Below are 25,983 nucleotides of genomic sequence, written 5' to 3' on the forward strand. Positions count from 1 at the left end.
TCTCTATTTTTTGTAGTAGAGAGTCTTTTTGTTAATAAAATCTTACAAAATGACATTTATATATTGCATTAAGTTAGATATATGGTATAATGTTTTTAAAAGAAGCGCAACTTTTTAAAAATGTGAAGGAGGACGCTAGTGGCTAAAAATTTAAAATTAAAATTAGCTCGGGTGGAGCTTGATTTAACACAAGGGGATTTGGCAGAAGCTGTGGGCGTTACTAGGCAGACTATAGGCTTGATTGAAGCTGGGAAATACAATCCGAGTCTCTCGCTCTGCCAGTCCATTTGCAGATGCTTAGGCAAAACTTTAGATCAATTATTTTGGGAGGAAGAGGATGAAAAATAGAAAAAAACTTGTGATCAAAGATGAACGTACGGAAAAATTGGATGGAAAGATTTCAGGAGAAATTCTTTTGGGAATGTACCTATTTTTGGCACTGGAAATTTTTGCCAAAGTTTATATTTTTAATTTAACGCTTCTATCCTATTCACCAGAATTACTTTTATTGATTGGAGTAGGTTTGTATGCCATTATTCGCCGCATGTATGTAGGAATTGATATTAGAGATATTGGTGAGAATACTGGAAAAGAAAGAATTTTATCTGCTTTGGGATTTTCTATAGTGGTTTTATTGATTGATATCGTAGGCAATCGCGAGGAACTGGTCAGTCTATTGACTTGGAAGTACTCCCTAAAAGTGGTTCTAGCAGTTATCATCTATCTCGTCGGGAGTTATTCTATGGATAGGGTTATCCTATACTTGAATCGCATAAATCAGCAAGTTTGGGAGGAAGAAGATGAAAAATAGATTTTTTTATTATCAATTACTAGACGAAAGAGAAGAACAACTGATTAACAAAGCTGGGGCGGAATCCTTTACCCTCTTCAGTGGACTTGTGCTTCTAAGCTATTTGGTAGCTGTATTAGCACCTGCTCTTTTTAATCCTACTATTCTTCTGGTTAGCCTTTTTCTAGGAATTTTTTTCTTTTTCAACCGTGCACGACAATTTGGAGTGACCTACTATAGTTGTTTTCATTTTACGATTGTAGGGTGTTTGCTGGTAACTCTCGCTATTACGACTCTCTTGATGTTGCAGAATTATCAATTCAACATCGAGATTTATCAACACAATCCTTTGAACGTTAAATATTTGTCTGCTTGGGTCATTACTTATCTGATTTACCTTCCTTGGGTTTTTATCGGCAATCTCGGGCTTAAAAGTTATGGCGAATGGGCTCAAAAAAAGTTTGAGCAAGATATGGATGAACTGGAGAACGGAGAATAGCTTGTTACTCTTTTCTCAATCCAGCTAAAATGTGTTATAATAGTACTAATTTATTGGAATACATGAAAGTTTTTGAAAATTTTCATGTATTTCTAGTTAAGGAAGTAGGAAAAGTATGTATCCAGATGATAGTTTGACATTGCACACGGACTTGTACCAGATTAATATGATGCAGGTTTACTTTGACCAAGGGATTCACAATAAGAAGGCGGTCTTTGAGGTGTATTTCCGCCAACAGCCTTTTAAGAATGGCTATGCGGTTTTTGCTGGTTTGGAAAGAATTGTGAACTATCTTGAAGATTTGCATTTTTCAGATAGTGATATTGCCTATTTGGAGTCGCTGGGCTACCATGGGGCGTTCTTAGACTACCTCCGCAATTTCAAGTTGGAGTTGACCGTTCGTTCTGCCCAAGAAGGGGACCTGGTTTTTGCTAATGAACCGATTGTGCAGGTGGAAGGCCCTCTAGCCCAATGTCAGTTGGTTGAAACCGTTCTCTTGAACATCGTTAACTACCAGACCTTGGTGGCGACTAAGGCAGCTCGTATTCGTTCGGTTATTGAAGATGAGCCCTTGATGGAGTTTGGGACACGTCGGGCGCAAGAGATGGATGCGGCTATCTGGGGAACACGCGCAGCGGTGATTGGCGGTGCCAACGGAACTAGCAATGTGCGTGCTGGTAAACTCTTTGACATTCCAGTATTGGGGACTCATGCCCATGCCTTGGTACAAGCTTATGGAAACGACTATGAAGCCTTCAAGGCCTATGCGGCGACTCATCGCGATTGTGTCTTTCTTGTGGATACCTATGACACCCTTCGTATCGGTGTGCCAGCTGCTATTCAGGTGGCGCGTGAACTGGGTGACCAGATTAACTTTATGGGTGTGCGGATTGACTCTGGGGATATTGCCTACATTTCTAAGAAAGTCCGTCAGCAATTGGATGAGGCAGGCTTTACGGAAACTAAGATTTATGCTTCTAATGACCTAGATGAAAATACCATCCTTAATCTCAAGATGCAAAAGGCTAAGATTGATGTTTGGGGTGTGGGAACCAAGTTAATTACAGCTTACGATCAACCAGCTCTTGGGGCGGTTTACAAGATTGTTGCGATAGAAGATGAAAATGGGAACATGCGCAATACGATTAAGCTGTCTAATAATGCGGAAAAAGTGTCTACGCCAGGTAAGAAGCAGGTGTGGCGTATTACCAGTCGTGAAAAAGGTAAGTCAGAAGGTGACTACATCACTTATGATGGTCTTGATGTGAATGACATGACAGAAATCAAGATGTTCCATCCGACTTATACATACATCAAGAAGACCGTTCGTAATTTTGATGCTGTTCCTCTCTTGGTGGATATTTTCAAGGACGGGAAATTGATTTACAACCTGCCTAGCTTGACTGAGATTCAGGCTTATGCCCGTAAGGAATTTGACAAGTTGTGGGATGAGTACAAGCGCGTGCTCAATCCGCAACACTATCCAGTGGATTTGGCGCGTGATGTATGGCAAGACAAGATGGACTTGATTGATAAGATGCGCAAGGAAGCTCTTGGTGAAGGAGAAGAAGAATGAGTTTGCAAGAAATGATTATCCAAGAACTGGGTGTCAAACCTGTGATTGATGCCAAGGAAGAAATCCGTCGTTCTATTGATTTCTTAAAGAGATACCTGAAAAAGCATCCCTTTCTTAAGACATTTGTATTAGGGATTTCTGGAGGACAAGACTCAACCTTAGCAGGTCGATTGGCCCAATTAGCTATGGAAGAAATGCGAGCAGAGACAGGAGATGACAGCTACAAATTTATTGCTGTCCGCCTGCCCTATGGAGTGCAGGCTGATGAAGCAGATGCTCAAAAAGCCCTCGCTTTCATCCAGCCAGATACCAGCTTGGTAGTTAATATCAAGGAATCTGCTGACGCCATGACAGCTGCAGTCGAAGCGACAGGAAGCCCTGTTTCAGACTTCACCAAGGGCAATATCAAGGCTCGTTGCCGTATGATTGCCCAATATGCCCTGGCAGGTTCCCATAGCGGAGCGGTCATTGGAACAGACCATGCAGCGGAAAATATCACAGGTTTCTTTACCAAGTTTGGTGACGGTGGTGCGGATATTTTACCCCTTTTCCGTTTCAATAAACGTCAAGGAAAACAACTCTTGCAGGAACTTGGCGCAGACCCAGCACTTTATGAAAAAATCCCAACAGCAGACCTAGAAGAAGACAAACCTGGACTTGCTGACGAAATAGCCCTCGGAGTCACTTACAATGAAATTGATGATTACCTCGAAGGCAAAACAATCAGTCCAGAAGCCCAAGTGACTATTGAAAACTGGTGGCATAAAGGCCAACACAAACGCCACCTACCAATCACCATTTTTGATGACTTTTGGGAGTAAAAACCTCCAGTGGAGGTTTTTACCCTGAGCCTAGAAATGAGAAAGTGAAGCATCGTCATGAAAGAAATCGGCACGAAAATGTTACAGACAGAACGTTTGATTTTGAGAAGATTTGTGGAGAGTGATGCGGAAACCATGTTTCAAAATTGGGCTTCATCTGCTGAGAATTTGACCTATGTCACTTGGAATCCCCATCCTGATGTCGGGGTAACTCGGAACTCGAGTCGAAATTCGATTGCCTCCTATGCTAATCCCAACTATTACAAATGGGTCATTTGTCTCAAAGAAAAACCAGAGCAAGTGATAGGAGATATCAGCATCGTTGAAATGGATGAGATTGACTCTAGCTGTGAGATTGGGTATGTTTTAGGAAAAGATTATTGGGGTCGTGGTATAATGACGGAAGCATTGAAAGCTGTGCTAGACTTCTGTTTTACTCAAGCAGGTTTTCAAAAAGTCAGAGCTCGTTACGCCAGTCTCAACCCAGCTTCAGGCCGTGTCATGGAAAAGGCTGGAATGTCCTATCTAAAAACCATTGCCAATGGTGTGGAGAGAAAAGACTGCGTTGCGGACCTTATTTATTACCAGATAAGTAGGGAAGACAGGTGATTTTCTTTTCTGTATCTATCAAAGTCAGACCTTGTCTGGCTTTTTTTGTGCCAGATTTCTGAATAAACTGATTAAATTCCTATTTTTCCCTATCATTGTCCCTGTTTTTTCTTGAGTTTTGGGGCTATAATAGTCCTATCAAATCAAAGAATGGAGGAAGGCAATGGATAATATAATCTTTTTTATCAGTGTTTTTCTTGCTGGAATTCTTTCCTTCTTTTCTCCTTGTATCTTACCCTTGTTACCTGTCTATGCAGGGGTCTTGTTGGATGACAAAGATGGTGCTCAGGATTCTAGCGAAAAATTTTCAATCTCACTTGTTAGTTTATTGCGAACTCTGGCCTTTATAGCGGGGATTTCTTTTATCTTTATCTTACTGGGTTATGGAGCTGGTTTTTTAGGCAATTTGCTGTATGCTTCTTGGTTTCAGTATGTGACGGGTGCGGTTATCATTCTCTTGGGCTTACACCAGATGGAAGTCCTACATTTGCAGGGGCTCTACAAGGAAAGAAGGCTACAATTAAAGAGACAAGGGCAAAAGGGTAACGGCTATAGCCAGGCATTTTTACTGGGGTTAACCTTTAGTTTTGCTTGGACGCCATGTGTGGGGCCGGTTCTGGGGTCTGTTTTGGCTTTGGCGGCTTCAGGTGGTTCAGGAGCTTGGCAGGGAGCTGGTCTCATGTTGGTTTACACGCTGGGTTTGGCGCTACCATTTTTGGTTCTAGCTCTCGCCTCCAGCTATGTTTTGAAACATTTCCGAAAACTCCATCCTTACCTCGGAACCCTCAAAAAAGTGGGTGGTTTCCTCATTATCGTGATGGGAATCTTGGTGTTTTTGGGAAATGCTTCCATTTTGACTACATTATTTGAATAGAGAGGAAGAAGAAATGAAAAAATGGCAAACATGTCTCCTTGGAGTAGGCTCAATCTGTTGCTTGGCAGCCTGTTCGACTAAAAATATGTCAGACCAATCTACTATGAAGGAGCAAACCAAAACAGAACAAGTCAGTTCACAAACTGCGACTAAAGGTCAGGAAGTCGCTGATTTTGAACTGACAGGTGTAGATGGCAAGACCTATCGCTTGTCTGATTACAAGGGCAAGAAAGTCTATCTCAAATTCTGGGCTTCTTGGTGTTCCATCTGCCTAGCCAGCCTTCCACATACGGATGAAATCGCTAAAGATGCTGGCGATGACTATGTGGTTCTAACGGTAGTGTCACCAGGACATAAGGGAGAACAAGCAGAAGCGGACTTTAAGAACTGGTATAAGGGCTTGGATTATAAAAATTTCCCAGTTTTAGTTGACCCATCAGGCAAACTTTTGGAAACTTATGGTGTTCGTTCTTACCCAACTCAAGCCTTTATAGACAAGGAAGGCAAGCTGGTCAAAACCCAGCCAGGTTTCATGGAAAAAGATGCGATTTTACAAACTTTGAAAGAATTAGCCTAGGAGATATCCTATGAATGATAAGTTAAAAATCATCTTGTTGCTAGGTGTATTTTTCCTAGCCATAACTGGTTTCTATTTTCTATTGATGCGAAATGCAGGGCAGACAGATAGATCGCAAATTGAGAAAGCATCAGTCAGCCAAGGAGGAAAAACAGTGAAAAAAACAGAAATTAGTAAAGACGCAGACTTGCACGAAATTTATCTAGCTGGAGGTTGTTTCTGGGGAGTTGAGGAATACTTCTCCCGCGTTCCCGGAGTGACAGATGCCGTTTCAGGCTATGCAAACGGTAGAGCGGAAACAACCAAGTACGAATTGATCAATCAAACAGGTCATGCGGAAACCGTCCATGTCACTTACGATGCCAATCAAATTTCTCTTAAGGAAATCCTGCTTCATTACTTCCGCATTATCAATCCAACTAGCAAAAATAAACAAGGAAATGATGTGGGAACCCAGTACCGGACCGGTGTTTATTATACAGATGACAAGGATTTGGAGGCAATCAACCAAGTCTTTGATGAGGTGGCTAAGAAATACGACCAACCTTTGGCAGTTGAAAAGGAACCCTTGAAGAATTTTGTAGTGGCGGAGGATTATCACCAAGACTACCTCAAGAAAAATCCAAATGGTTATTGCCATATCAATGTCAATCAGGCTGCTTATCCCGTCATCGATGCCAGCAACTATTCTAAACCAAGTGATGAAGAGTTGAAAAAGACCTTGTCACCTGAAGAGTATGCAGTTACCCAGAAAAATCAAACAGAACGGGCTTTTTCAAACCGCTATTGGGATAAATTTGAATCCGGTATATATGTGGATGTAGCAACTGGTGAACCTCTATTTTCATCAAAGGACAAGTTTGAGTCTGGTTGTGGCTGGCCTAGTTTTACCCAACCCATCAGCCCAGATGTTGCTATCTACAAGGAAGACAAGTCTTACAATATGACGCGTATGGAAGTGCGGAGCCGAGTTGGAGATTCTCACCTTGGTCATGTCTTTACAGATGGGCCTCAGGACAAGGGTGGCTTGCGCTACTGTATCAATAGCCTTTCTATCCGCTTTATTCCTAAAGACCAAATGGAAGAAAAAGGCTATGCTTATTTACTAGATTATGTTGATTAATAAGTCTTTCCTAAGCAGTTAGAAGAGAATTTTGCTATACTGATACTAGTAAGTGGTAAAGGAGCAGAGCATGACCTACACAATCTTAATCGTAGAAGATGAATATCTGGTAAGACAAGGCTTGACTAAACTGGTCAATGTAGCAGCCTACGATATGGAAATCATCGGTCAGGCTGAAAATGGAAGGCAGGCTTGGGAATTGATCCAAAAGCAGGTGCCAGATATCATTTTAACCGATATCAACATGCCTCATCTAAATGGCATCCAGTTGGCCAGTCTGGTACGAGAAACCTATCCTCAGGTTCATTTGGTCTTTTTAACAGGTTACGATGATTTTGATTATGCCTTGTCTGCTGTCAAACTAGGTGTGGACGACTACTTGCTCAAACCTTTTTCTCGTCAGGATATTGAAGAAATGTTGGGGAAAGTCAAGCAAAAGTTAGACAAAGAAGAAAAAGAGGAGCAGTTACAAAATTTACTGACCGATAAGTTTGAGGGAAACATGGCCCAGAAAATCCAGTCCCATCTGGCTGATAGCCAGTTTAGTTTGAAGTATTTAGCCAGTGACTTGGGTTTTAGTCCGACTTATCTGAGCTCCTTGATTAAGAAAGAGTTAGGTCTGCCTTTTCAGGATTATCTGGTACGAGAGCGTGTCAAACAAGCCAAGCTCTTACTATTGACCACAGATTTAAAGATTTATGAAATAGCTGAAAAGGTTGGTTTTGAAGATATGAACTACTTTACCCAACGTTTTAAACAGATTGCAGGTGTAACGCCTCGTCAGTTTAAGAAGGGGGAAGGCTGATGAAGCGTTCTTCTCTTTTAGTCAGAATGGTTATTTCCATCTTTCTGGTCTTTCTCATTCTCCTAGCTCTGGTTGGGACTTTCTACTATCAATCTAGTTCATCAGCTATTGAGGCCACCATTGAAGGCAATAGCCAAACGACCATCAGTCAGACTAGCCACTTTATCCAGTCTTATATCAAAAAATTAGAAACCACCTCTACCAGTTTGACCCAGCAGACGGATGTCTTAGCCTATGCTGAGAATCCTAGTCAAGACAAGGTCAAGGGAATTCGAAATCTGTTTTTGACCATCTTAAAGGCAGACCAGGATTTGAAAACTGTTGTGCTGGTGACTAAATCTGGTCAGGTCATTTCTACAGATGACAGTGTGCAGATGAAAACTTCATCTGATATGATGGCTGAGGATTGGTACCAAAAGGCCATTCATCAGGGGGCTAAGCCTGTTTTGACACCAGCTCGTAAATCAGATAGTCAGTGGGTCATTTCTGTCACTCAAGAACTTCTTGATGCAAAGGGAGCCAATCTAGGCGTGCTTCGTTTGGACATTTCTTATGAAACTCTGGAAGCCTATCTCAACCAACTCCAGTTGGGTCAGCAGGGCTTTGCCTTTATCATCAATGAAACCCATGAATTTGTCTACCACCCTAAACACACAGTTTACAGCTCGTCTAGCGAAATGGAGGCCATGAAACCCTATATCGAGACAGGGCAGGGCTATACGCTAGATCACCAATCCTACGTCAGTCAGAAACAGATTGCAGGAACTGATTGGACAGTTATAGGCGTGTCTTCGCTGGAGAAGTTAGACCAGGTTCGGAGTCAGCTCTTGTGGACCTTGCTTGGGGCAAGTGTCACCTCTCTTTTTGCCTGTATCTGCTTGGTGTGGTTCAGTCTCAAACGCTGGATTGCTCCCTTGAAGGATCTGAGAGAAACCATGCTGGAAATTGCCTCTGGTGATCAAAATCTTCGTGCCAAGGAGGCTGGTGCCTATGAACTGAGAGAAGTGACTCGTCAATTTAATGCCATGCTGAATCAGATTGATCAGCTGATGGCAGATGTGCGCAGGCAGGAAGAAACAACCCGTCAGTATGAGCTTCAAGCCTTGTCGAGCCAGATTAACCCTCATTTCCTCTACAACACCTTGGACACCATCATCTGGATGGCTGAATTTCAGGATAGTCAGCGAGTGGTGCAGGTGACCAAGTCCTTGGCAACCTATTTCCGCTTGGCGCTCAATCAAGGTAAGGATTTGATTTGCCTGTCTGACGAAATTAATCATGTCCGTCAGTATCTCTTTATCCAGAAACAGCGTTATGGGGATAAGCTGGAATATGAAATTGATGAAAATCCTGCCTTTGATAACCTAGTCTTACCCAAGTTGGTGTTGCAACCTCTTGTAGAAAATGCTCTTTACCATGGCATCAAGGAGAAGGAAGGTCAGGGTCATATTAAACTTTCTGTTCGGAAAAAGGATTCAGGACTGGTCATCCGCATTGAGGATGATGGTGTTGGTTTTCAAGCTGCTGGCGATAGTAGTCAAGGTCAGCTCAAACGTGGGGGAGTTGGCCTTCAAAATGTCGACCAACGACTCAAACTTCATTTTGGAGACAATTACCAGATGAAGATCAATTCTGCATCCGAAAAAGGGACGACGGTTGAAGTGTACATCAATAAAAAAGCAATTAGCTAACTCCCAGTCAATTCTGGGAGTTTTGCTTTTAAAAATCAGAATGATTAGTTGGTCTTGATAAAATCAGTAAAAAAAGATATGATAGATAGTGACAAAAGAGGTATCAAGTATGAAGGAAAAAGACATTCAAAGAGCAACAAGCCAGATTGTAGAAGATGTATTAGAAAAGGCTAATTTGAAGCAAGGAGCTATCTTTGTTTTGGGTCTTTCTTCTAGTGAGGTAATGGGTGGTCAGATTGGCAAGGAATCCAGTCAAGAAATTGGGGAAATCATTGTGAAGACCATCCTAGATATCCTAGGAGAAAAAGGAGTTCATCTAGCCGTTCAAGGTTGTGAACATGTCAATCGTGCACTCGTTGTTGAACGTCAGGTGGCAGAGCAGTTTGGCCTGGAAATCGTCAGTGTCCTTCCGACTCTTCATGCGGGAGGTTCGGGTCAGTTGGCAGCCTTCAAGTTTATGCAGGATCCAGTTGAGGTCGAATTTATCAAGGCCCATGCTGGATTGGATATCGGAGATACTGCAATTGGCATGCATGTTAAGCATGTTCAGGTTCCGATTCGTCCCGTACTGCGTGAAATTGGGCATGCCCACGTAACGGCTCTAGCTAGTCGTCCAAAACTAATCGGAGGTGCGCGTGCGCAGTATCCACAAGATTCTATCAAAAAGTCCTGAAATTATTCTGTAGTAACAGAAGAAAAGCAAAAGACAGAGGAAATAACGGTATAGATACCATGACTTCCTCTGTTCTTTTTGTTGAATTTTTGTGTAAAGTGCTCCAAATAAGAACAGTTTTTACAAGAAGAAGGGGCGCCATCTGATGGAGAATTGTCAAAAGTAAAAAAAGCAACTTAGAGAATTTTTTCGTTATAGAATCAGTAAACAAAGCTGTATTTAGCTGTTCTAGGTCGGCTTTTTTGTGCTATACTTTTAGTATGCATAGAAAAACAGTGATTGATTTTAGGGCTCTGGGAGAGAGATACACCTTTACCCAGCCTATCAAAGAGTTAAAAACGAGAGATTTAGCAGAAGTGGCAGACTTGCTGGCACAAGTGGAAAGTTACCAAGAGCAAGGCTATTATGTGGTGGGCTATGTCAGTTACGAGGCTGCACCTGCATTTGAGGAGAAATTAGCAGTTCATAAAGCTCCTTTACTGGCAGAGTATCTGCTATATTTTACAGTTCATGATAGCGTAGAAACATCTCCTATCCCTCTGATTTATGAGGGAGTAGATTTGCCTTCTGATTGGCAGGAAGAAACATCTGCAGAGAACTATGAAAAGGCCATTGCCCAGATTCACCATCATTTGCGCCAGGGGGATACCTATCAGGTCAACTACACCGTCCAACTCAAGCAGGACTTAAGTGCTAATCCTTTTGCCGTCTATAATCGTATGGTGGTAGAGCAGGAGGCGGGCTACAATGCCTATATTGAACATGATGAGATGGCAGTGATTTCCATGAGCCCAGAGCTCTTTTTTGAGCAAAATGACCGAAAATTGACAACACGTCCGATGAAGGGAACAACCCAGCGAGGAGTGACTGACCAAGAAGATCTAGAGCGGGCCAGTTGGTTGGAACAGGATCCTAAAAATCGCTCTGAAAATATGATGATTGTTGACCTATTGCGCAACGATATGAACCGTATTTCTGAGGTTGGAAGTGAGCATGTAGAGCGTCTCTGTCAAGTGGAGCAGTATTCGACTGTTTGGCAGATGACTTCAACCATCAAGGGTCAGTTGCGAGAGGATGTGGACTTGGTTGCCATTTTTCGCTCTCTTTTTCCTTGTGGTTCCATAACGGGAGCTCCGAAAATTGCGACCATGGGAATCATCAAGAACTTGGAACCACAACCACGCGGAGTCTACTGCGGAACGATTGGTATCTTGCTTCCAAATGGGCGACGAATTTTCAATGTCGCCATTCGGACTATCCAACTGCATCAAGGGAAAGCCATCTATGGAGTGGGTGGCGGCATTACTTGGGATAGCACTTGGCAATCTGAATACCGTGAAGTTCATCAAAAGGCGGCTGTTCTCTATCGTAAACAAGCTCGCTTCCAACTGATTACAACTGGAAAAATAAGCAAAAAACAACTGCTATTTGAAAATCAACATATAGAAAGGCTGAGAAAAGCTAGTCGGTATTTTGTATTTCCTTTTAATACAGAAGACTTGAGGCAAAATATAGAAGCTGAGTGCCAAGTTTGTGACGCTAATCAAGATTACCGTCTAAGAATCAGTCTTAGCAAGTCTGGAGAGATAGAACTCAGTCGCCAAATCTTAACATCCCTCAGTTCGACCTTCTGCAAAGCTAAACTCTGCCTGCAAGAGGCAGAGTTGAATCAATCATTTACCTACTTTAAAACAACTCATAGACCGCATTTGAGTCTAGGGGAGCAAGAGAAGATTTATTACAATAAATCAGGAGAACTGCTTGAGACCTCTATTGGAAATCTGGTCTTAAAAATTAATGGTAAACTCTACACACCCCCCACCAGTCAAGGAATTTTGCCAGGAATTTACCGCCAGCATTTGCTAGAAATAGGACAAGTAGAGGAAAAAGTTCTGACTTTGGCAGACTTGAACCAAGCGGAGGCTATCTATGGTTGTAATGCAGTGAGAGGATTGTATGAGTTGAGGATTGAATCTTAAGATAGCAAACTTTGAAATAAAGAAAATGATTAAATGAGAATAAATTCACGCAAACCTTTGCATAAAACTGATGATTCTGTTATACTATATCTGTAAGCATTTTCAATTAAAAAGGAGAATATGATGAGTCAAAAGATTATTGGGATTGACCTTGGTGGAACTTCTATCAAATTTGCAATCTTAACAACAGCAGGAGAAATCCAAGAAAAATGGTCTATTAAGACCAATATTTTGGACGAAGGAAGCCACATTGTAGATGATATGATAGAGTCTATTCAACATCGTTTGGACTTGCTTGGATTGTCAGCTACAGACTTCCGAGGTATTGGAATGGGTTCACCCGGTGTGGTTGACCGTGAAAAAGGGACTGTTATTGGTGCCTACAATTTGAACTGGAAAACCCTTCAACCGATTAAAGAAAAGATTGAAAAAGCATTGGGTATTCCGTTCTTCATCGACAATGATGCCAACGTAGCTGCTCTTGGTGAGCGCTGGATGGGCGCTGGTGACAACCAACCAGACGTTGTCTTTATGACACTTGGTACAGGTGTTGGTGGCGGTATCGTGGCAGAAGGCAAATTGCTTCACGGTGTTGCTGGTGCTGCTGGTGAGCTTGGTCACATCACTGTTGACTTTGACCAACCAATCGCATGTACCTGTGGTAAAAAAGGCTGTCTTGAGACAGTTGCTTCAGCAACAGGGATTGTCAACTTGACTCGTCGTTATGCAGATGAATACGAAGGCGATGCAGCTTTGAAACGCTTGATTGATGACGGAGAAGAAGTAACTGCTAAAACTGTCTTTGACCTTGCAAAAGAAGGGGACGACCTTGCCTTGATCGTTTACCGTAACTTCTCACGTTACTTGGGTATTGCGTGTGCTAATATTGGTTCAATCCTAAACCCATCAACAATCGTTATCGGTGGTGGAGTATCAGCTGCGGGAGAATTCCTTCTACAAGGCGTGCAAAAGGTTTATGATGAAAATACCTTCCCACAAGTACGTGCATCCACTAAATTGGCTCTTGCAACTCTAGGAAATGACGCTGGAGTTATCGGAGCAGCATCACTTGTATTGCAATAAGATAGATTGATAATAGAGCTTGGTGTTTATCAAGCTCTTTTTTAGAAATCAAATAAAACGGAATAGGTTTAAATTTTGGGAAGGAGTCGCTAGATGAACACATCAAAACAACCCATGCTTGAATTAGCATTGTCTATTGCTACGGAAGCTCATAAAGGGCAATTTGATAAGGCAGGAGTAGATTATATAGAACATCCAATCTATGTGGCAAGCCAAGTTGATACTGAAGAAGAAAAAGCAGTTGCTTTACTACATGATGTCATTGAGGACAGTCCTTTTACGGCTGAAGAACTATTACAAGCTGGTTTACCAGAAACAGTAGTTACTGCTGTTCAGGTTTTGACAAAGAAAAAGGAGAAAGATTATCAAACATATCTAGAAAATGTGAAATCTAATTCCCTAGCACGCGTTGTCAAATTAGCAGATTTGAAGCATAATTCGGATTTATCGAGACTGAGTTCTGTCACTGATAAGGATTTGGAACGATTAGAAAAATATAAAAAGGCCATCGATTATCTGAGTATGTAGAAAAGATTTTTTTATGCTATACTAGTTAGGACAATAAATGAGGTGAGAGTAAATGACAAAAGCAGATACGATTTTTAAAGAAAATATAGAACGAATTTTTAAGGAAGGTGTCTTTTCTGAGCAGGCTCGTCCAAAGTACAAGGATGGGACTGTTGCCAACTCCAAGTACGTAACGGGTGCCTTTGCGGAGTATGATTTGGCCAAAGGGGAATTTCCCATCACAACCTTGCGTCCCATTGCAATCAAATCCGCTATCAAGGAAGTACTCTGGATCTACCAAGACCAGTCTAATAGCCTAGAAGTGCTAAATAGCAAGTACAATGTTCACTACTGGAATGACTGGGAAGTGGGAGATACGGGAACTATTGGTGAGCGCTATGGGGCAGTCGTTAAGAAGCACGACATTATTAATAAGATTCTTAAGCAGTTGGAAGCCAATCCATGGAATCGTCGCAATATCATCTCTCTCTGGGATTATGAGGCTTTTGAGGAGACAGACGGCCTCCTTCCATGCGCCTTTCAGACCATGTTTGATGTCCGTCGAGTTGATGGGGAAATCTATCTGGATGCGACCTTGACCCAGCGTTCGAATGATATGCTGGTGGCTCACCACATTAACGCCATGCAGTACGTAGCATTGCAGATGATGATTGCCAAGCATTTCGGCTGGAAGGTTGGGAAGTTTTTCTATTTTATCAACAACCTTCATATCTATGATAATCAGTTTGAACAAGCTCAGGAATTGCTCCGTCGTGAGCCGTCAAACTGCCAACCACGTTTGGTCTTGAATGTACCAGACAAGACTAATTTCTTTGATATCAAAGCCGAAGACTTTGAGTTGGTCGACTATGATCCAGTTAAGCCGCAGCTGAAGTTTGATTTGGCTATTTAAGAAAAATGTAAATATCCTTCTATGACTAGCACCTCATAAGTTAGACAGAAAAATCTAACTTATGAGGTGTTTTCTTATGTTGTAATTTATGAGGATAAAGTTCAAATTTATAATCTGCAAAAGCAGGCTTTTCGTCAACTGTAGTGGTCTAGCGAAAAGACTTTTTAAGACAGGTATAGGAGTCATTGTGCTGACTATAGTTAAACTTTTTCGGACTAAGCATATCCTTCTGTCTGCTAGGACGAGTGTAAGGAGAGATAGGAGTGATGTCTTAATTCAGTAAGAACTTAAGTCTAATAGGAGTTTTGTAACTAGAATGCGCGATAATGTAAGAAAGTTTGATGTTTTCTATCTAGCTAAAGAGGGCAGGCAATACCTGACTGTTACGTACATTACCTGCCTCCAAACTATAGCCGGCGCTCAGCCGTACTTATCGCTGAGCAGTCTAGGCAAAACTCTCCTTAGAAATTAAGATTATCCAACTCCGATAATAATAATTCCTTCTAGTAAAAAGAGTAGGAGTGGTAATATTTTTTGTTTTTTCATGTGTAATCCTCACTTTTTTTTTATTATATGTTATTATTGGGGTGAATAAAATATATTCCCATATATGCGTGATGGAGATTCAGAATGAAAAATTTTGGAGAAATTTTTAAAAAGTTTAGAGAATCAAGAGGATTGCGGTTAAAGGATCTCACGAAGGCTGGTATATCAACATCTCAGCTTTCACGTTTCGAAAAAGGAGAAACGGATTTAACCATTTCAAAGTTTATACATATTCTAAATGAAATTAACATGCCAATTGATGAATTTATGTATGCCGTTCATGATTTTCATCGTGATGAACTAAATGAACTATTAGCTCAGGTTAGGAAATGTGTAACGACTCGCGACATTGAAGGGATGAAGAGATTGTTGATATCTCAAATGGAAAATGAAGGAAAACGAGAGAAATTTCATCATATAAATACCATTTTAGTTAAAATTCGCCTTCAGGATTTATCGGGAGAAAAATACTATAATGAAACAGATTTGGATGATTTAACCGATTATCTATTTGGTGTTGAATATTGGGGATATTATGAATTGTTGATTTTCATGAATACTTTGGATGTTCTAAAACATGATGGTTTTATGGTTTTAGCAAGAGAAATGTCTAGACGATCAGATTTTTATAAAGAAATTCCTATTAATCGACGCCTGATTTCAACCATGTTGCTTAATGCTTATATTACCTGTATTGAAAAGAAAAAGTTTATGGATGCTTTGTATTTTGAAAAACAATTGAAACAATGCTTTTTTATCGAGACAGAAATTTATGAAAGACTCATTTTTCTCTATGCTCAAAACCTTTATCGCTATCAAAAAAACGGAAATAAGATTGCAATTATTGAAATGAAAAAATGTATTGGAGCAATAAAATTAGCAGGCAGTAACCACTTAGCAAAGATTTATGAAGGACATTTAAAAAAAGTTTTAGGGGAGGACAGTCATCAAGCAAATATGGGAAAGAAATTTTGACTGAACTATTGAATGATATAATCATATCATCAAATAAAGGAGGACAATAAAATGGATAATCTCAAAATTATCGATTTGGAAGAATTACTAGCCAATAAATCAGCCTATGTTATTCATGATTGCGGCCCTAGTCATTCTTGTGGTGGAGGTCGGTAACGACTATCTTATTTTTATTGTGAGAGGGATTTTTATTCCCTCTCTATGTTATATAGGGGGAATAATTATGTTAAAAGCATTTATTACAGAATCTGATACTCTTTATTTTAATTCTGAAACCTTTACTTTATCAACTTCAATAGATGATTTGAATAATAATATCAAAAAAGAAAACGATTATAATATTTTAAAAAAAGTAGTAATCAATATTTCAAATAACTGTAATCTTTCATGTACATACTGCTATGCTGATGGTGGTAATTACGGAATGATGAATCAACTGATGAATATTGATACAGCAGATAAAATTATTGATCAGCTAGTCTCTCGCAGAATTCAATGTATCAAGAGATTAATCCTTTTTGGAGGCGAGCCGTTTTTAAATATTGATTTGTTTGTTTATATTATTGAAAAGCTATCTAAAAATATTGAGATTCAAAAAATTGAAACTGTGACAAATGGTACCATCTTAAATAAGAAAGTTGAAATGATGATTAACAATTATCATCCTTTTTTAACAGTTAGCCTTGATGGCCCACAATTGATTCACGATAAGTTAAGAGGCAAGAGAAGTCATAGACGAACATTGAATTTTATTCAGTATTTAAAAGAAATAGATTACGAAAATTTTGAAGTCGCTTCTACTTACACGCGGATGCATCAAAAACTTGGATTTCAAAAAGGGGATATCTATAGATATTTTACTGATATGGGTGTTAGATTTAATATCAATAATGTATTTAGCAAAAATAAAATTCTAATAGTTAAAGAAATGGAAATGACTGAAGAAAATAGAAAAACATTTATCGATCAGTCATTCGAAGATATTATCAATAATAATGTTAAAAACTACATTAGCCCGATTGTTTATGATGTGCTACTTTCAATGATTTTTAAAAGTAAGATAGAATCGTTTTGTGATGATATTGATCCAGAAACAACAATAACATTTGATGTTGATGGATCAACTAAATTTTGCTTTAGATTTTTGGGGACCCATAGCAGTGATAAAGTTACACAATTCAATAATAAGGATAACTTTTCTAAGTGTAAAGATTGTTGGTGTAGAGGAATGTGCATGGAATGTGTCGCAAATATGATTGATGGCTATTCATCAATTATTTCTGAAGAAGGAAAATTTATTGAGTGTAAAAAACAAGATTTAATGGAATACTGTATTTATAAAATTATTGAATTGAGTAAGGATAAAGAGCGTTTAACAAAATTAGTTACCAATTTTGAAAGGTTCATTAGATATGCTTAAAAAGTTCATCACAAAAAAACATTTGGTGCTCTATTTTATTTTCATTGCTATTACGTGGTTAGAGGCTATCATCACACCAACCTTGGTATCGATGATTATAGCCAGTTTTGAGAAGAAGATTCTGGATGATTTATGGATAGCCCTTGCTGTAGGTATAATTGGTAATTTATTTATTCTTATTGGGTTGGCTGGGAAAAGGTATTATTATGCCAAGTTAGTAGCAGATTTCACTTGGATCATGAAATATAAATTGTTTGGGCATTTTCTATATAATAAAAATAGTAAAAAAGAGGATATCCTATCCAATCTTGAAAACGATGTCAAACAATTAGAAACGTCTTATCTCGAACCAGCAGTCATTATTATTTCCTCAGTTGGTTTTACAATAGTTTCCATTGTATATGCATTGACAACAAATTTTTGGTTGGGCTGGATATTTATTTTTTTTTACTCTATGCCTGCACTCTGTAGTGGTATAGGTAGTAAAAAATTAGCCCTTATTTCTGAGGAAAAAGCGACGTCGAATCAGGAGTACTTGTCTCAGACAACGAATATCATTGGTGGAGAGAGTGTGATTAAAAATTACGGTGCTATGGATTTCTTCTATTCTCTTTTCAGAAGAGCCTTGTCGAAGAGAATTGATCAGGACATTCGTTATGAACAACAACGTACGATTAATAATATTCTCATTAATAGTATTGGCGCATTTTGTTCGGTAGTTCCCATCATTATCGGTGGTATAATGACTTATTATAATTATTTGTCAGGAGCTAGTTTTGTTGCAATTTATCTAGTATCTCATAATATAGGCTATCAATTCAATGAATTGTCATATTTTATCAATACCTATAAATCAAGCAAGCAGCTTAGGAATCGTTATGATTTTCTACTTCAAGATGCGATTATACAAACAGATGACCTGTCTTCAACATCACTTTTTCCTATCTTAGTTGATTGCGTCAGTTTAAGTTTTGAAGATAATATACTTTTTGAAAATCTATCATTTGAAATTAAAAAAGGAGAAAAAATTGCTCTAATAGGTGCAAGTGGTTGTGGTAAGTCAACCTTACTTAACCTCATCTATGGGCAACTATCTCCAGATTTGGGGAAGGTGACTTATGCTGGTCAGATCTTAAATCAAGAGCAAGTTGCCAAATCAGCTTCTTATATTTTACAAGATTCCTATATTTTTGATGGTTTATCACTTGAGGAGAATATTACCCTTGGAGAGTCGATGGATAATATAAAGATGGACCTAATTCTTAATCGAGTAAATCTAGAATTTTTAAAGGGACATCTTCTTTATGGAAATCATCTTTCTGGTGGGGAAAAGCAACGTATAGAAATCGCTCGCAGTTTGTATCATAATAGTGATCTTATTTTGGCAGACGAGGTTAAAGCCAATCTTGATAAAGTGAATTCAAAACAAATTTCAAATATCTTATTAACCCTTCCACAAACCTTGGTTGAGGTAATCCACCATTATGATGAGGAGACACTTGCACAATACGACAAAGTAATTAATTTGTCTCAGTGACAATCAATAAAAAGAGGAAGGTATGTTTCGTTCATTTGTAAAATTATTAGTACGCGAATTGTTTGCATTTGGCTGACAGTTAACATCATTGTGTATATATACGTTATTACAAAATCTGATATTGTAAATTTAATAGATTCAATATTACCTTTTTATGAATAATATAAGTAAAGAATAGTAGCAAACATATTTAATTTACACCTCAATCATGAAATTTTCTGTCTAACTTTCGTAATATAGATTCATACTTTATTTATCAATTCGATTTCTACTTTTTAATTATAAAGTATGGGTTAAAGGTAGTCGAAATCAAAAAACACATAGTATCAATTTTTTTGAATACCTGATACTATGTGTTTTATTGTGGAAATATTTATTGGGCATTCTCCTCAAATTAAGTTTATCCCCAACTTCTTTTGTTGCTTAATGTGATACGCGACGACGAGCCGCTTTTTTGCGGTTTTCTTCGATGAAAGCTGCTTTTTGCTCTTCTGGCTCAATCACTTTCTTTTTAATTGCGTATACTGCACCTGCAACGGCAGCGACAGTGCCTGCGACACCTGTTACAAGACCTTTAGCGAATCCTTTAGCCATGAGTCTTCCTCCTTTATCTTCCCGAACAGTCAGGCTCCTCAAGAGGTAGCATTTTTCTGACCGACCTTTTTGTGATATAATAATAGTAACGAAAAAATGGAAATTTTTCAAGGAAAAAAGATGAAAACAAAAATAATTGTGATTGTTGGACCGACTGCTGTTGGGAAGACAGCCCTTGCTATTAAAGTGGCCAAGTGCTTTGGTGGAGAGGTGGTCAGCGGTGACAGTCAGCAAGTATACAGAGGGTTGGATATTGGGACGGCCAAGGCTAGCCCAGAGGAGCAAGCAGCTGTTCCTCATCATTTGATTGATGTCAGAGAGGTGACCGAGTCTTACTCGGCTTTTGATTTTGTTTTAGAAGCTAAGAAGGCTATTGAGGATATTCAAAGCCGTGGCAAGCTAGCCATTATCGCTGGTGGAACTGGACTTTATATCCAGAGCTTGCTGGAAGGATACCATCTAGGTGGGGAAACACCTCATGAGGAGATTTTAGCTTATCGGGCTAGTTTGGAGCCTTACTCAGATGAGGAATTAGCCCATTTTGTGGAGCAAGCAGGTCTTGAAATTCCCCAGTTTAACCGTCGTCGTGCCATGCGTGCCTTGGAAATTGCCCATTTTGGTCAGGATTTGGAAAATCAGGAGACTTTGTATGAACCTCTGATTATCTGCTTGGATGATGAACGCAGCCAGCTTTATGAACGTATCAATCGCCGAGTAGATCTGATGTTTGATGCTGGGCTTTTGAGTGAAGCTAAGTGGCTTTTTGGAAATTATCCAGATGTGCAGGCAGCCAAAGGCATTGGCTACAAGGAACTCTTTCCTTATTTCCGTGGGGAGCAAACTCTTGAGGAAGCAAGCGAGAGTCTCAAACAGGCGACTCGTCGTTTTGCCAAGCGTCAGTTGACCTGGTTTCGTAATCGCATGCAGGTCACCTTTTATCAGATAGGAGAGCCTGGAGTTCAAGACCGCATTTTAAGACAGATAGAGGAGTTTTTAAATGATTGAAACGGAGAAAAAAGAGGAACGAGTCCTGCTAATTGGTGTTGAGCTACAAGGCATGGATAATTTTGACATCTCCATGGAAGAGTTGGCCAGTCTGGCTAAGACAGCTGGGGCAGTTGTTGTAGATAGCTACAGGCAAAAACGGGAAAAGTATGACTACAAGACCTTCGTTGGTTCTGGTAAGTTGGAAGAGATTGCACTGATGGTAGATGCGGAAGAAATTAGCACTGTCATCGTCAACAACCGTCTGACACCACGGCAAAATGTCAATCTAGAGGAAGTTCTGGGTGTTAAAGTTATTGACCGTATGCAGTTGATTCTGGATATCTTTGCTATGCGGGCTCGAAGCCATGAAGGAAAACTCCAAGTGCATTTGGCCCAGCTTAAGTATCTCTTGCCTCGCTTGGTTGGTCAGGGAATTATGCTCAGCCGTCAGGCTGGGGGAATTGGTTCCCGTGGACCTGGTGAAAGCCAGCTGGAACTGAACCGTCGTAGTGTTCGTAATCAAATTACAGATATCGAGCGCCAGCTCAAGGTGGTTGAGAAAAATCGGGTGACAGTCAGAGAAAAGCGTCTGGAATCAAGCACCTTTAAGATTGGTTTGATTGGTTACACTAATGCTGGGAAATCAACCATCATGAACACCTTGACCAGTAAGACCCAGTATGAAGCAGATGAGCTATTTGCGACTCTGGATGCGACGACGAAGAGCATCCATCTTGGGGGCAATCTACAGGTTACCTTGACTGATACGGTTGGCTTTATCCAAGATTTGCCGACAGAGTTGGTGTCCAGTTTCAAATCAACCTTGGAAGAAAGCAAGCATGTAGACCTTCTAGTTCATGTCATCGATGCCAGCAATCCTTATCATGAGGAGCATGAAAAAACGGTTCTGTCTATCATGAAAGACTTGGATATGGAGGATATTCCTCGCCTGACTCTTTATAATAAAGCGGATTTGGTGGAGGATTTCACGCCTACCCAAACGCCGTATGCCCTCATTTCTGCCAAGTCTGAGGATAGTCGTGAGCAGTTGCAGGCTTTATTTTTAGAGAAAATCAAGGATATTTTTGAAGCCTTTACTCTACGGGTGCCTTTTTCTAAGTCCTACAAGATTCATGATTTAGAAAGTGTGGCGATTCTTGAAGATCGTGACTACCAAGATGACGGAGAAGTGATTACAGGCTACATTTCTGAGAAAAATAAATGGAAGTTAGAGGAATTTTATGACTGATATTAAAACCTTGGCTCTAAAATATGGGGGCTATACAAGTCTGGATAAGGTCTATCTGGATCAACTTCTAGCTGGCAAAACAGAGCAAGAGCAGTTGGCTCTCATCACCCCTCCGCCTAGTGTCGTCAATGCCTATTTTGCAGAACTCTACCAGAAAAAGAGTCCTCAGGCTGCGACAGATTACTTTGCAGAACTCAGTCAAGAACTGAACCTCTACAATGCTGAGCCAAGTTTCACCTTTGAAAATAAGCCTTTTATTCGTCTTAATTTATCTGGCAAATCTTTTGGATTTTGCTACGAGAGTGAAGGACTGGGAAGGATTTTCTCTGAAAATGAAGAGGAAATCTCGAATGACTTGCTTTTTGAGATTGCGCAAATTTTCCCCCATCAGCTCGTCTTTGAAGAGTCTGGAAAGATTTACATGAAGGATGCCGGAGACGAAGAAGTTGTTAGTGTGGAGAGTCTCACAGCTTTGACAGATTTGGAAAGCTTGGCTGATGGTCGCAAACGTCTCAAAGGTTATAGCCAAGAGGATTTATTACAAGAAGCTGTTGCTTTTTCTGGCAAGCGCTATTTCCGATCGGAAAACCGCACAGCCATGTTATATATTGATTAATTAGAAAGTATCGAATGGATATTCAATTTTTAGGAACGGGGGCTGGTCAACCCTCTAAAGCCCGCAACGTTTCAAGTCTCGCCCTGAAACTCTTGGACGAGATTAACGAAGTTTGGCTCTTTGACTGTGGAGAAGGAACGCAAAATCGTATTCTTGAAACCACAATTCGACCACGTAAGGTCAGCAAAATCTTTATCACTCACCTGCATGGAGACCACATTTTTGGCTTGCCAGGATTCCTTTCTAGTCGTGCCTTTCAGGCCAATGAAGAGCAAACAGATTTGGAAATCTACGGACCTCAAGGGATCAAGTCATTTGTCTTAACCAGCCTTCGTGTGTCAGGTTCTCGTTTGCCTTATCGCATTCATTTTCATGAGTTTGACCAAGATTCTCTAGGTAAAATCCTTGAAACCGATAAATTCACGGTGTATGCAGAGGAGTTGGACCACACTATTTTCTGTGTTGGCTATCGTGTCATGCAAAAGGACCTAGAAGGAACGCTGGATGCTGAAAAACTCAAGGCTGCTGGTGTTCCGTTCGGCCCGCTTTTTGGAAAAATCAAAAACGGTCAGGACATTGTTTTAGAAGATAGAACTGAAATCAAGGCAGCAGATTATATCTCAGCTCCTCGCCCAGGTAAAATTATCACTATTCTTGGTGACACCCGAAAAACCAATGCCAGTGTGCGTCTGGCAGTCAATGCCGATGTCTTGGTCCATGAGTCTACTTATGGCAAGGGCGATGAAAAAATTGCCCGCAATCACGGTCACTCAACCAATATGCAGGCAGCGCAAGTAGCAGCAGAAGCAGGTGCCAAACGACTCCTGCTCAATCATATCAGCGCTCGTTTCCTTTCAAAAGATATCAGCCAGCTTAAGAAAGATGCAGCTAGTATTTTTGAAAATGTCCATGTAGTCAAAGACTTGGAAGAAGTGGAAATCTAAAAGATTGAGAAAGGATAAATATGTCTACAATTCTCATTACAGGTGCTAGCGGTGGCTTAGCCCAAGAAATGGTCAAACTCTTGCCAAATGACCAACTGATCTTGTTAGGTAGAAACAAGGAAAAACTGTCGAAACTCTATGGAAATCATCCTAATGTGGAATTGATTGAAATTGACATTACTGATGACTCGGCCTTAGAAAATCTGGTAGCTGACCTCTATCTCCGTTATGGCAAGATTGATGTCTTGATTAACAACGCTGGTTACGGGATTTTTGAAGATTTCGACCGGATCTCTGTTCAAGACATTCACCAGATGTTTGAGGTCAATACCTTTGCCCTGATGAATCTGTCTCGTCGTCTTGCGGCTCGTATGAAGGAGAGGGGAAAGGGGCATATCATCAATATCGTCAGCATGGCAGGTTTGATAGCGACTGCTAAGTCCAGTCTTTACTCAGCGACCAAGTTTGCGGCTATTGGATTTTCAAACTCTCTGCGCCTCGAACTTATGTCCTATGGTGTTTATGTAACGACGGTTAATCCAGGACCGATTCGTACTTCCTTTTTTAACCAGGCAGACCCAGATGGGACCTACCTTAAGTCGGTTGACCGCTTTCTCTTAGAACCAGATGAAGTCGCTAGAAAGATTGTCAAAACCATAGGAAAAAACAAACGGGAACTCAATCTCCCAGTTTTGTTAAACTTAGCCCATAAGTTTTATACACTCTTTCCCAAGCTAACTGATAAGTTGGCAGGAGGAATCTTTAATTATAAGTAAAAAGAACCTAGGACAAAATAGTTCTCAACCACAAAAAGCTAGAGATTTCCAATTGCAGAACTCTAGCTTTTTCATTTTAAGTCGTTCTCTTATTGTATTTTAGGAGCTTATTTGCCATAAGTACCAATCCCATGTCAATTCTCACTTGACGCATCCCTCTCAGATTACCTCTCTTGTACCCCAAACAAGCCTTTATCTGTCCAAAGACAGGTTCCACATCAATCTTGCGTTGAGCGAAAATCTGTCTACCTTGGGGAGATAAAAGCGCCTGGCATTCTTTATTTTTTAAGTGCTGATAGCCTTCATTCATATACAGTCCCTTTTGAGGAGCTGATTCAGATTCATCAGCGTAGTAAACCTTGATTTCCTCTTGAAAGTCCGTCTCTGTTTTCTGATGTTTGATAGGGCGAAAACGATAACACCAGCCATCAGGATGTGTGTAGCTATCCTCCTTGCCATTATAGTACCAATTCCCTAAGTTTCTAGCTGACTGTGTATACCTTCTCTTTTGTTCCTTATCAAACATGGCATATTTCATCAGATGGTTCACCTCCTTTTCATCTAAACGAAGGAGGTTCTCTTCACTTCCATATCCAGCATCTGCGACAACTGTCTTTAGGTCATGTGGATAGGTTTCAAGTAAGGGGAGAAGAGTCTTGGTATCTGTATCTGTTTTGGAAAAGCTGTTGCGACCTACAAAAGTTTCTTGATCCTTCTCCTATTTTTCAGCACGTACTGAAAAATCATCTTTGACTTTAGGCAAGATTTTCTTGAGTTTCCGACCTTTGGTTTTACGCTCATCTTTTCCTTTAAGGAGTGTCTCCTCCATGTCTTGGCAATTCTTCTTCAAGGACGTGAGAGAGTTCAATCAACTGCCCTGAGGAGATAGGCTCTTGTGTCTCTAGTTCGATAGCTTGATGGATAAGAGGAATGATTTCTTCTTGACAATAAATCTGGATCTGTTCTTGCAGTTTGACGGAAAACTTGTCCCTTGCTTTTTTCCACACGAAACGATACTTGTTGGCATTGGCTTCAATCTTAGTCCCGTCAATACACAAACAATCTAAGATCACTAACTCTTCCGTTTTTAAACGAAGATTGAGGTCGATGAAAAGATCACGAATGAGTTCTTCCATCCCTTCGGCGACACGAAAACGCTTGATGGTGCGATAGCTAACAACCAACTGCCCTGTTAGGTACTGCATGGCGAGATTTTCAATCATCATTTTTTCAATTTTTCGAGCAGAGAAAATCCCTTGTGAAGAGGCAAATAGAAGAGTAGATACAAGCATTTTAGGGTGCTAAGACGGGTGAGCAGAGGCATGATAGAAGGTAGGGAAAGGACTATCTTCCAAGGTATTCAGATAATAAAGACGAGATGGTCTTGTGGCAAGAAAGAACGGATTTCTAGTGGTAAAGTTGTTTGATTTTTGTTATAGTGAATATGCATAAGATAGCCTTTCTAAATGGTGTATTGTGCAATTCTATTTTACCAAGACTATCGTAACCATGCAAAAAGCAACGGCAAATCCGTTGCTTTTTTGGAGATAAGAGACTATTGTCCTAGGTTTTTTGTGTAAATCTATATGGTAGATATAGTTATCCCTATCTATTTAGAAAAATAAAAAAGCCCGATTTTACGGACTTTCTTTTCGGATAAATCACTATAAAATAGGTTAAAAAAAGGCGGTGTCTGGTTTCTTCTGTGACAGATAGGCTCTGATCGCGGTTGAGAACACGGGATACGGTCGAGATAGAGACAGAGGCTAGCTGTGCAATGTCTTTTAAGGTAGCCATAAATCCTCCTTGATTAGGTTAG

At 40.1% G+C, this 25,983-nt stretch carries 26 protein-coding genes and 2 pseudogenes; 24 read left to right on the plus strand and 4 right to left on the minus strand.

The annotated features are described in order from the left end of the window. Positions 1 to 138 precede the first annotated feature (138 nt). The 19 genes from OVN21_RS01495 to OVN21_RS01585 all read left to right on the plus strand — a co-directional run bounded on the left by OVN21_RS01495 (position 139) and on the right by OVN21_RS01585 (position 18,998). Positions 139 to 348, plus strand: coding sequence for a helix-turn-helix transcriptional regulator (locus OVN21_RS01495; RefSeq protein ID WP_001107495.1), 210 nt, complete (start codon positions 139 to 141; stop codon positions 346 to 348). Further along, positions 338 to 811: a DUF6773 family protein gene (locus tag OVN21_RS01500; protein ID WP_267246973.1), complete on the plus strand. Its 474-nt coding sequence runs from the start codon at positions 338 to 340 to the stop codon at positions 809 to 811. The genes OVN21_RS01495 and OVN21_RS01500 overlap by 11 nt, the downstream gene beginning before the upstream one ends. Beyond that, on the plus strand, positions 801 to 1,289 hold the full coding sequence (locus tag OVN21_RS01505; RefSeq protein ID WP_267246974.1) for a DUF6773 family protein: 489 nt from the start codon (positions 801 to 803) through the stop codon (positions 1,287 to 1,289). The genes OVN21_RS01500 and OVN21_RS01505 overlap by 11 nt, the downstream gene beginning before the upstream one ends. A 115-nt stretch (positions 1,290 to 1,404) precedes the next feature. After that, the gene (locus tag OVN21_RS01510) at positions 1,405 to 2,865 is read left to right on the plus strand and encodes a nicotinate phosphoribosyltransferase (RefSeq protein ID WP_267246975.1); all 1,461 of its coding nucleotides are present in this window, start codon (positions 1,405 to 1,407) and stop codon (positions 2,863 to 2,865) included. Next, positions 2,862 to 3,686: an ammonia-dependent NAD(+) synthetase gene (gene nadE / locus OVN21_RS01515; RefSeq protein ID WP_267246976.1), complete on the plus strand. Its 825-nt coding sequence runs from the start codon at positions 2,862 to 2,864 to the stop codon at positions 3,684 to 3,686. Before OVN21_RS01510 ends, nadE begins: the two co-directional genes overlap by 4 nt. 57 nt (positions 3,687 to 3,743) lie before the next feature. Next, complete coding sequence (locus OVN21_RS01520) at positions 3,744 to 4,295, plus strand: GNAT family N-acetyltransferase (RefSeq protein ID WP_267246977.1); 552 nt, start codon at positions 3,744 to 3,746, stop codon at positions 4,293 to 4,295. Between the two features lie 163 nt (positions 4,296 to 4,458). Continuing rightward, a complete protein-coding gene (gene ccdA2, locus OVN21_RS01525) occupies positions 4,459 to 5,169 on the plus strand; it encodes a thiol-disulfide oxidoreductase-associated membrane protein CcdA2 (RefSeq protein ID WP_267246978.1) in 711 nt (236 codons plus the stop codon). A 13-nt stretch (positions 5,170 to 5,182) separates the two neighbouring features. Next, positions 5,183 to 5,746, plus strand: coding sequence for a redoxin family protein (locus OVN21_RS01530; RefSeq protein ID WP_267246979.1), 564 nt, complete (start codon positions 5,183 to 5,185; stop codon positions 5,744 to 5,746). Between the two features lie 10 nt (positions 5,747 to 5,756). Further along, on the plus strand, positions 5,757 to 6,869 hold the full coding sequence (gene msrB, locus OVN21_RS01535) for a peptide-methionine (R)-S-oxide reductase MsrB (protein WP_267246980.1): 1,113 nt from the start codon (positions 5,757 to 5,759) through the stop codon (positions 6,867 to 6,869). Positions 6,870 to 6,939: 70 nt separating this feature from the next. Beyond that, a complete protein-coding gene (locus OVN21_RS01540; RefSeq protein ID WP_267246981.1) occupies positions 6,940 to 7,674 on the plus strand; it encodes a response regulator transcription factor in 735 nt (244 codons plus the stop codon). Continuing rightward, positions 7,674 to 9,365, plus strand: a complete 1,692-nt coding sequence (locus OVN21_RS01545) for a cache domain-containing sensor histidine kinase (RefSeq protein ID WP_267246982.1) — start codon at positions 7,674 to 7,676, stop codon at positions 9,363 to 9,365. The genes OVN21_RS01540 and OVN21_RS01545 overlap by 1 nt, the downstream gene beginning before the upstream one ends. A gap of 109 nt (positions 9,366 to 9,474) precedes the next feature. Beyond that, positions 9,475 to 10,038 (plus strand): TIGR01440 family protein, encoded by a 564-nt coding sequence (locus OVN21_RS01550; RefSeq protein ID WP_267246983.1) that lies wholly within the window; start codon positions 9,475 to 9,477, stop codon positions 10,036 to 10,038. A gap of 260 nt (positions 10,039 to 10,298) precedes the next feature. Further along, positions 10,299 to 12,017, plus strand: a complete 1,719-nt coding sequence (gene pabB, locus OVN21_RS01555) for an aminodeoxychorismate synthase component I (protein WP_267246984.1) — start codon at positions 10,299 to 10,301, stop codon at positions 12,015 to 12,017. 123 nt (positions 12,018 to 12,140) lie between these two features. Then, positions 12,141 to 13,100, plus strand: coding sequence for an ROK family glucokinase (locus OVN21_RS01560; protein ID WP_267246985.1), 960 nt, complete (start codon positions 12,141 to 12,143; stop codon positions 13,098 to 13,100). Positions 13,101 to 13,193: 93 nt separating this feature from the next. Beyond that, positions 13,194 to 13,628 carry a GTP pyrophosphokinase gene (locus OVN21_RS01565; RefSeq protein WP_267246986.1) on the plus strand — a complete coding sequence of 145 codons (435 nt, stop codon included), beginning with the start codon at positions 13,194 to 13,196 and terminating at the stop codon, positions 13,626 to 13,628. Between the two features lie 52 nt (positions 13,629 to 13,680). Continuing rightward, positions 13,681 to 14,520 (plus strand): thymidylate synthase, encoded by an 840-nt coding sequence (locus OVN21_RS01570; RefSeq protein ID WP_267246987.1) that lies wholly within the window; start codon positions 13,681 to 13,683, stop codon positions 14,518 to 14,520. A 630-nt stretch (positions 14,521 to 15,150) separates the two neighbouring features. Further along, positions 15,151 to 16,041, plus strand: a complete 891-nt coding sequence (locus OVN21_RS01575; RefSeq protein WP_267246988.1) for a helix-turn-helix domain-containing protein — start codon at positions 15,151 to 15,153, stop codon at positions 16,039 to 16,041. Positions 16,042 to 16,264: 223 nt separating this feature from the next. Then, positions 16,265 to 17,461 carry a radical SAM protein gene (locus OVN21_RS01580; RefSeq protein ID WP_267246989.1) on the plus strand — a complete coding sequence of 399 codons (1,197 nt, stop codon included), beginning with the start codon at positions 16,265 to 16,267 and terminating at the stop codon, positions 17,459 to 17,461. Beyond that, on the plus strand, positions 17,454 to 18,998 hold the full coding sequence (locus OVN21_RS01585) for an ATP-binding cassette domain-containing protein (RefSeq protein WP_267247289.1): 1,545 nt from the start codon (positions 17,454 to 17,456) through the stop codon (positions 18,996 to 18,998). Before OVN21_RS01580 ends, OVN21_RS01585 begins: the two co-directional genes overlap by 8 nt. Before the next feature lie 423 nt (positions 18,999 to 19,421). Here the strand turns inward: OVN21_RS01585 and OVN21_RS01590 are convergent, their stop codons facing one another. Further along, the gene (locus OVN21_RS01590; RefSeq protein WP_001051782.1) at positions 19,422 to 19,592 is read right to left on the minus strand and encodes a DUF3042 family protein; all 171 of its coding nucleotides are present in this window, start codon (positions 19,590 to 19,592) and stop codon (positions 19,422 to 19,424) included. A gap of 120 nt (positions 19,593 to 19,712) precedes the next feature. Here OVN21_RS01590 and miaA point away from each other — a divergent pair, with 120 nt between their 5' ends. From miaA to OVN21_RS01615, 5 genes are read left to right on the plus strand one after another with little or no spacing between them, the layout of a single operon-like run. Then, positions 19,713 to 20,597, plus strand: coding sequence for a tRNA (adenosine(37)-N6)-dimethylallyltransferase MiaA (miaA, locus tag OVN21_RS01595; RefSeq protein ID WP_267246990.1), 885 nt, complete (start codon positions 19,713 to 19,715; stop codon positions 20,595 to 20,597). Next, a complete protein-coding gene (gene hflX / locus OVN21_RS01600; protein ID WP_267246991.1) occupies positions 20,590 to 21,828 on the plus strand; it encodes a GTPase HflX in 1,239 nt (412 codons plus the stop codon). Before miaA ends, hflX begins: the two co-directional genes overlap by 8 nt. Continuing rightward, positions 21,821 to 22,444 (plus strand): cystathionine beta-lyase, encoded by a 624-nt coding sequence (locus OVN21_RS01605; RefSeq protein WP_267246992.1) that lies wholly within the window; start codon positions 21,821 to 21,823, stop codon positions 22,442 to 22,444. Before hflX ends, OVN21_RS01605 begins: the two co-directional genes overlap by 8 nt. Positions 22,445 to 22,458: 14 nt before the next feature. Further along, the gene (gene rnz / locus OVN21_RS01610; protein WP_267246993.1) at positions 22,459 to 23,388 is read left to right on the plus strand and encodes a ribonuclease Z; all 930 of its coding nucleotides are present in this window, start codon (positions 22,459 to 22,461) and stop codon (positions 23,386 to 23,388) included. 20 nt (positions 23,389 to 23,408) lie between these two features. Continuing rightward, positions 23,409 to 24,164: an SDR family NAD(P)-dependent oxidoreductase gene (locus tag OVN21_RS01615; protein WP_267246994.1), complete on the plus strand. Its 756-nt coding sequence runs from the start codon at positions 23,409 to 23,411 to the stop codon at positions 24,162 to 24,164. 76 nt (positions 24,165 to 24,240) lie between these two features. Here the strand turns inward: OVN21_RS01615 and OVN21_RS01620 are convergent. The 3 genes and pseudogenes from OVN21_RS01620 to OVN21_RS01630 form a co-directional block, all read right to left on the minus strand. After that, a pseudogene (locus OVN21_RS01620) lies at positions 24,241 to 24,771 on the minus strand (transposase); the annotation flags it as partial. A 202-nt stretch (positions 24,772 to 24,973) separates the two neighbouring features. Next, positions 24,974 to 25,456: a transposase gene (locus tag OVN21_RS01625; protein WP_267246929.1), complete on the minus strand. Its 483-nt coding sequence runs from the start codon at positions 25,454 to 25,456 to the stop codon at positions 24,974 to 24,976. A 391-nt stretch (positions 25,457 to 25,847) separates the two neighbouring features. Beyond that, a pseudogene (locus OVN21_RS01630) lies at positions 25,848 to 25,961 on the minus strand (LacI family DNA-binding transcriptional regulator); the annotation flags it as partial. Between the last annotated feature and the right edge of the window lie 22 nt (positions 25,962 to 25,983).

The sequence above is a fragment of the Streptococcus sp. Marseille-Q5986 genome (assembly GCF_946902915.1).
In the GTDB taxonomy this organism is placed as follows: domain Bacteria; phylum Bacillota; class Bacilli; order Lactobacillales; family Streptococcaceae; genus Streptococcus.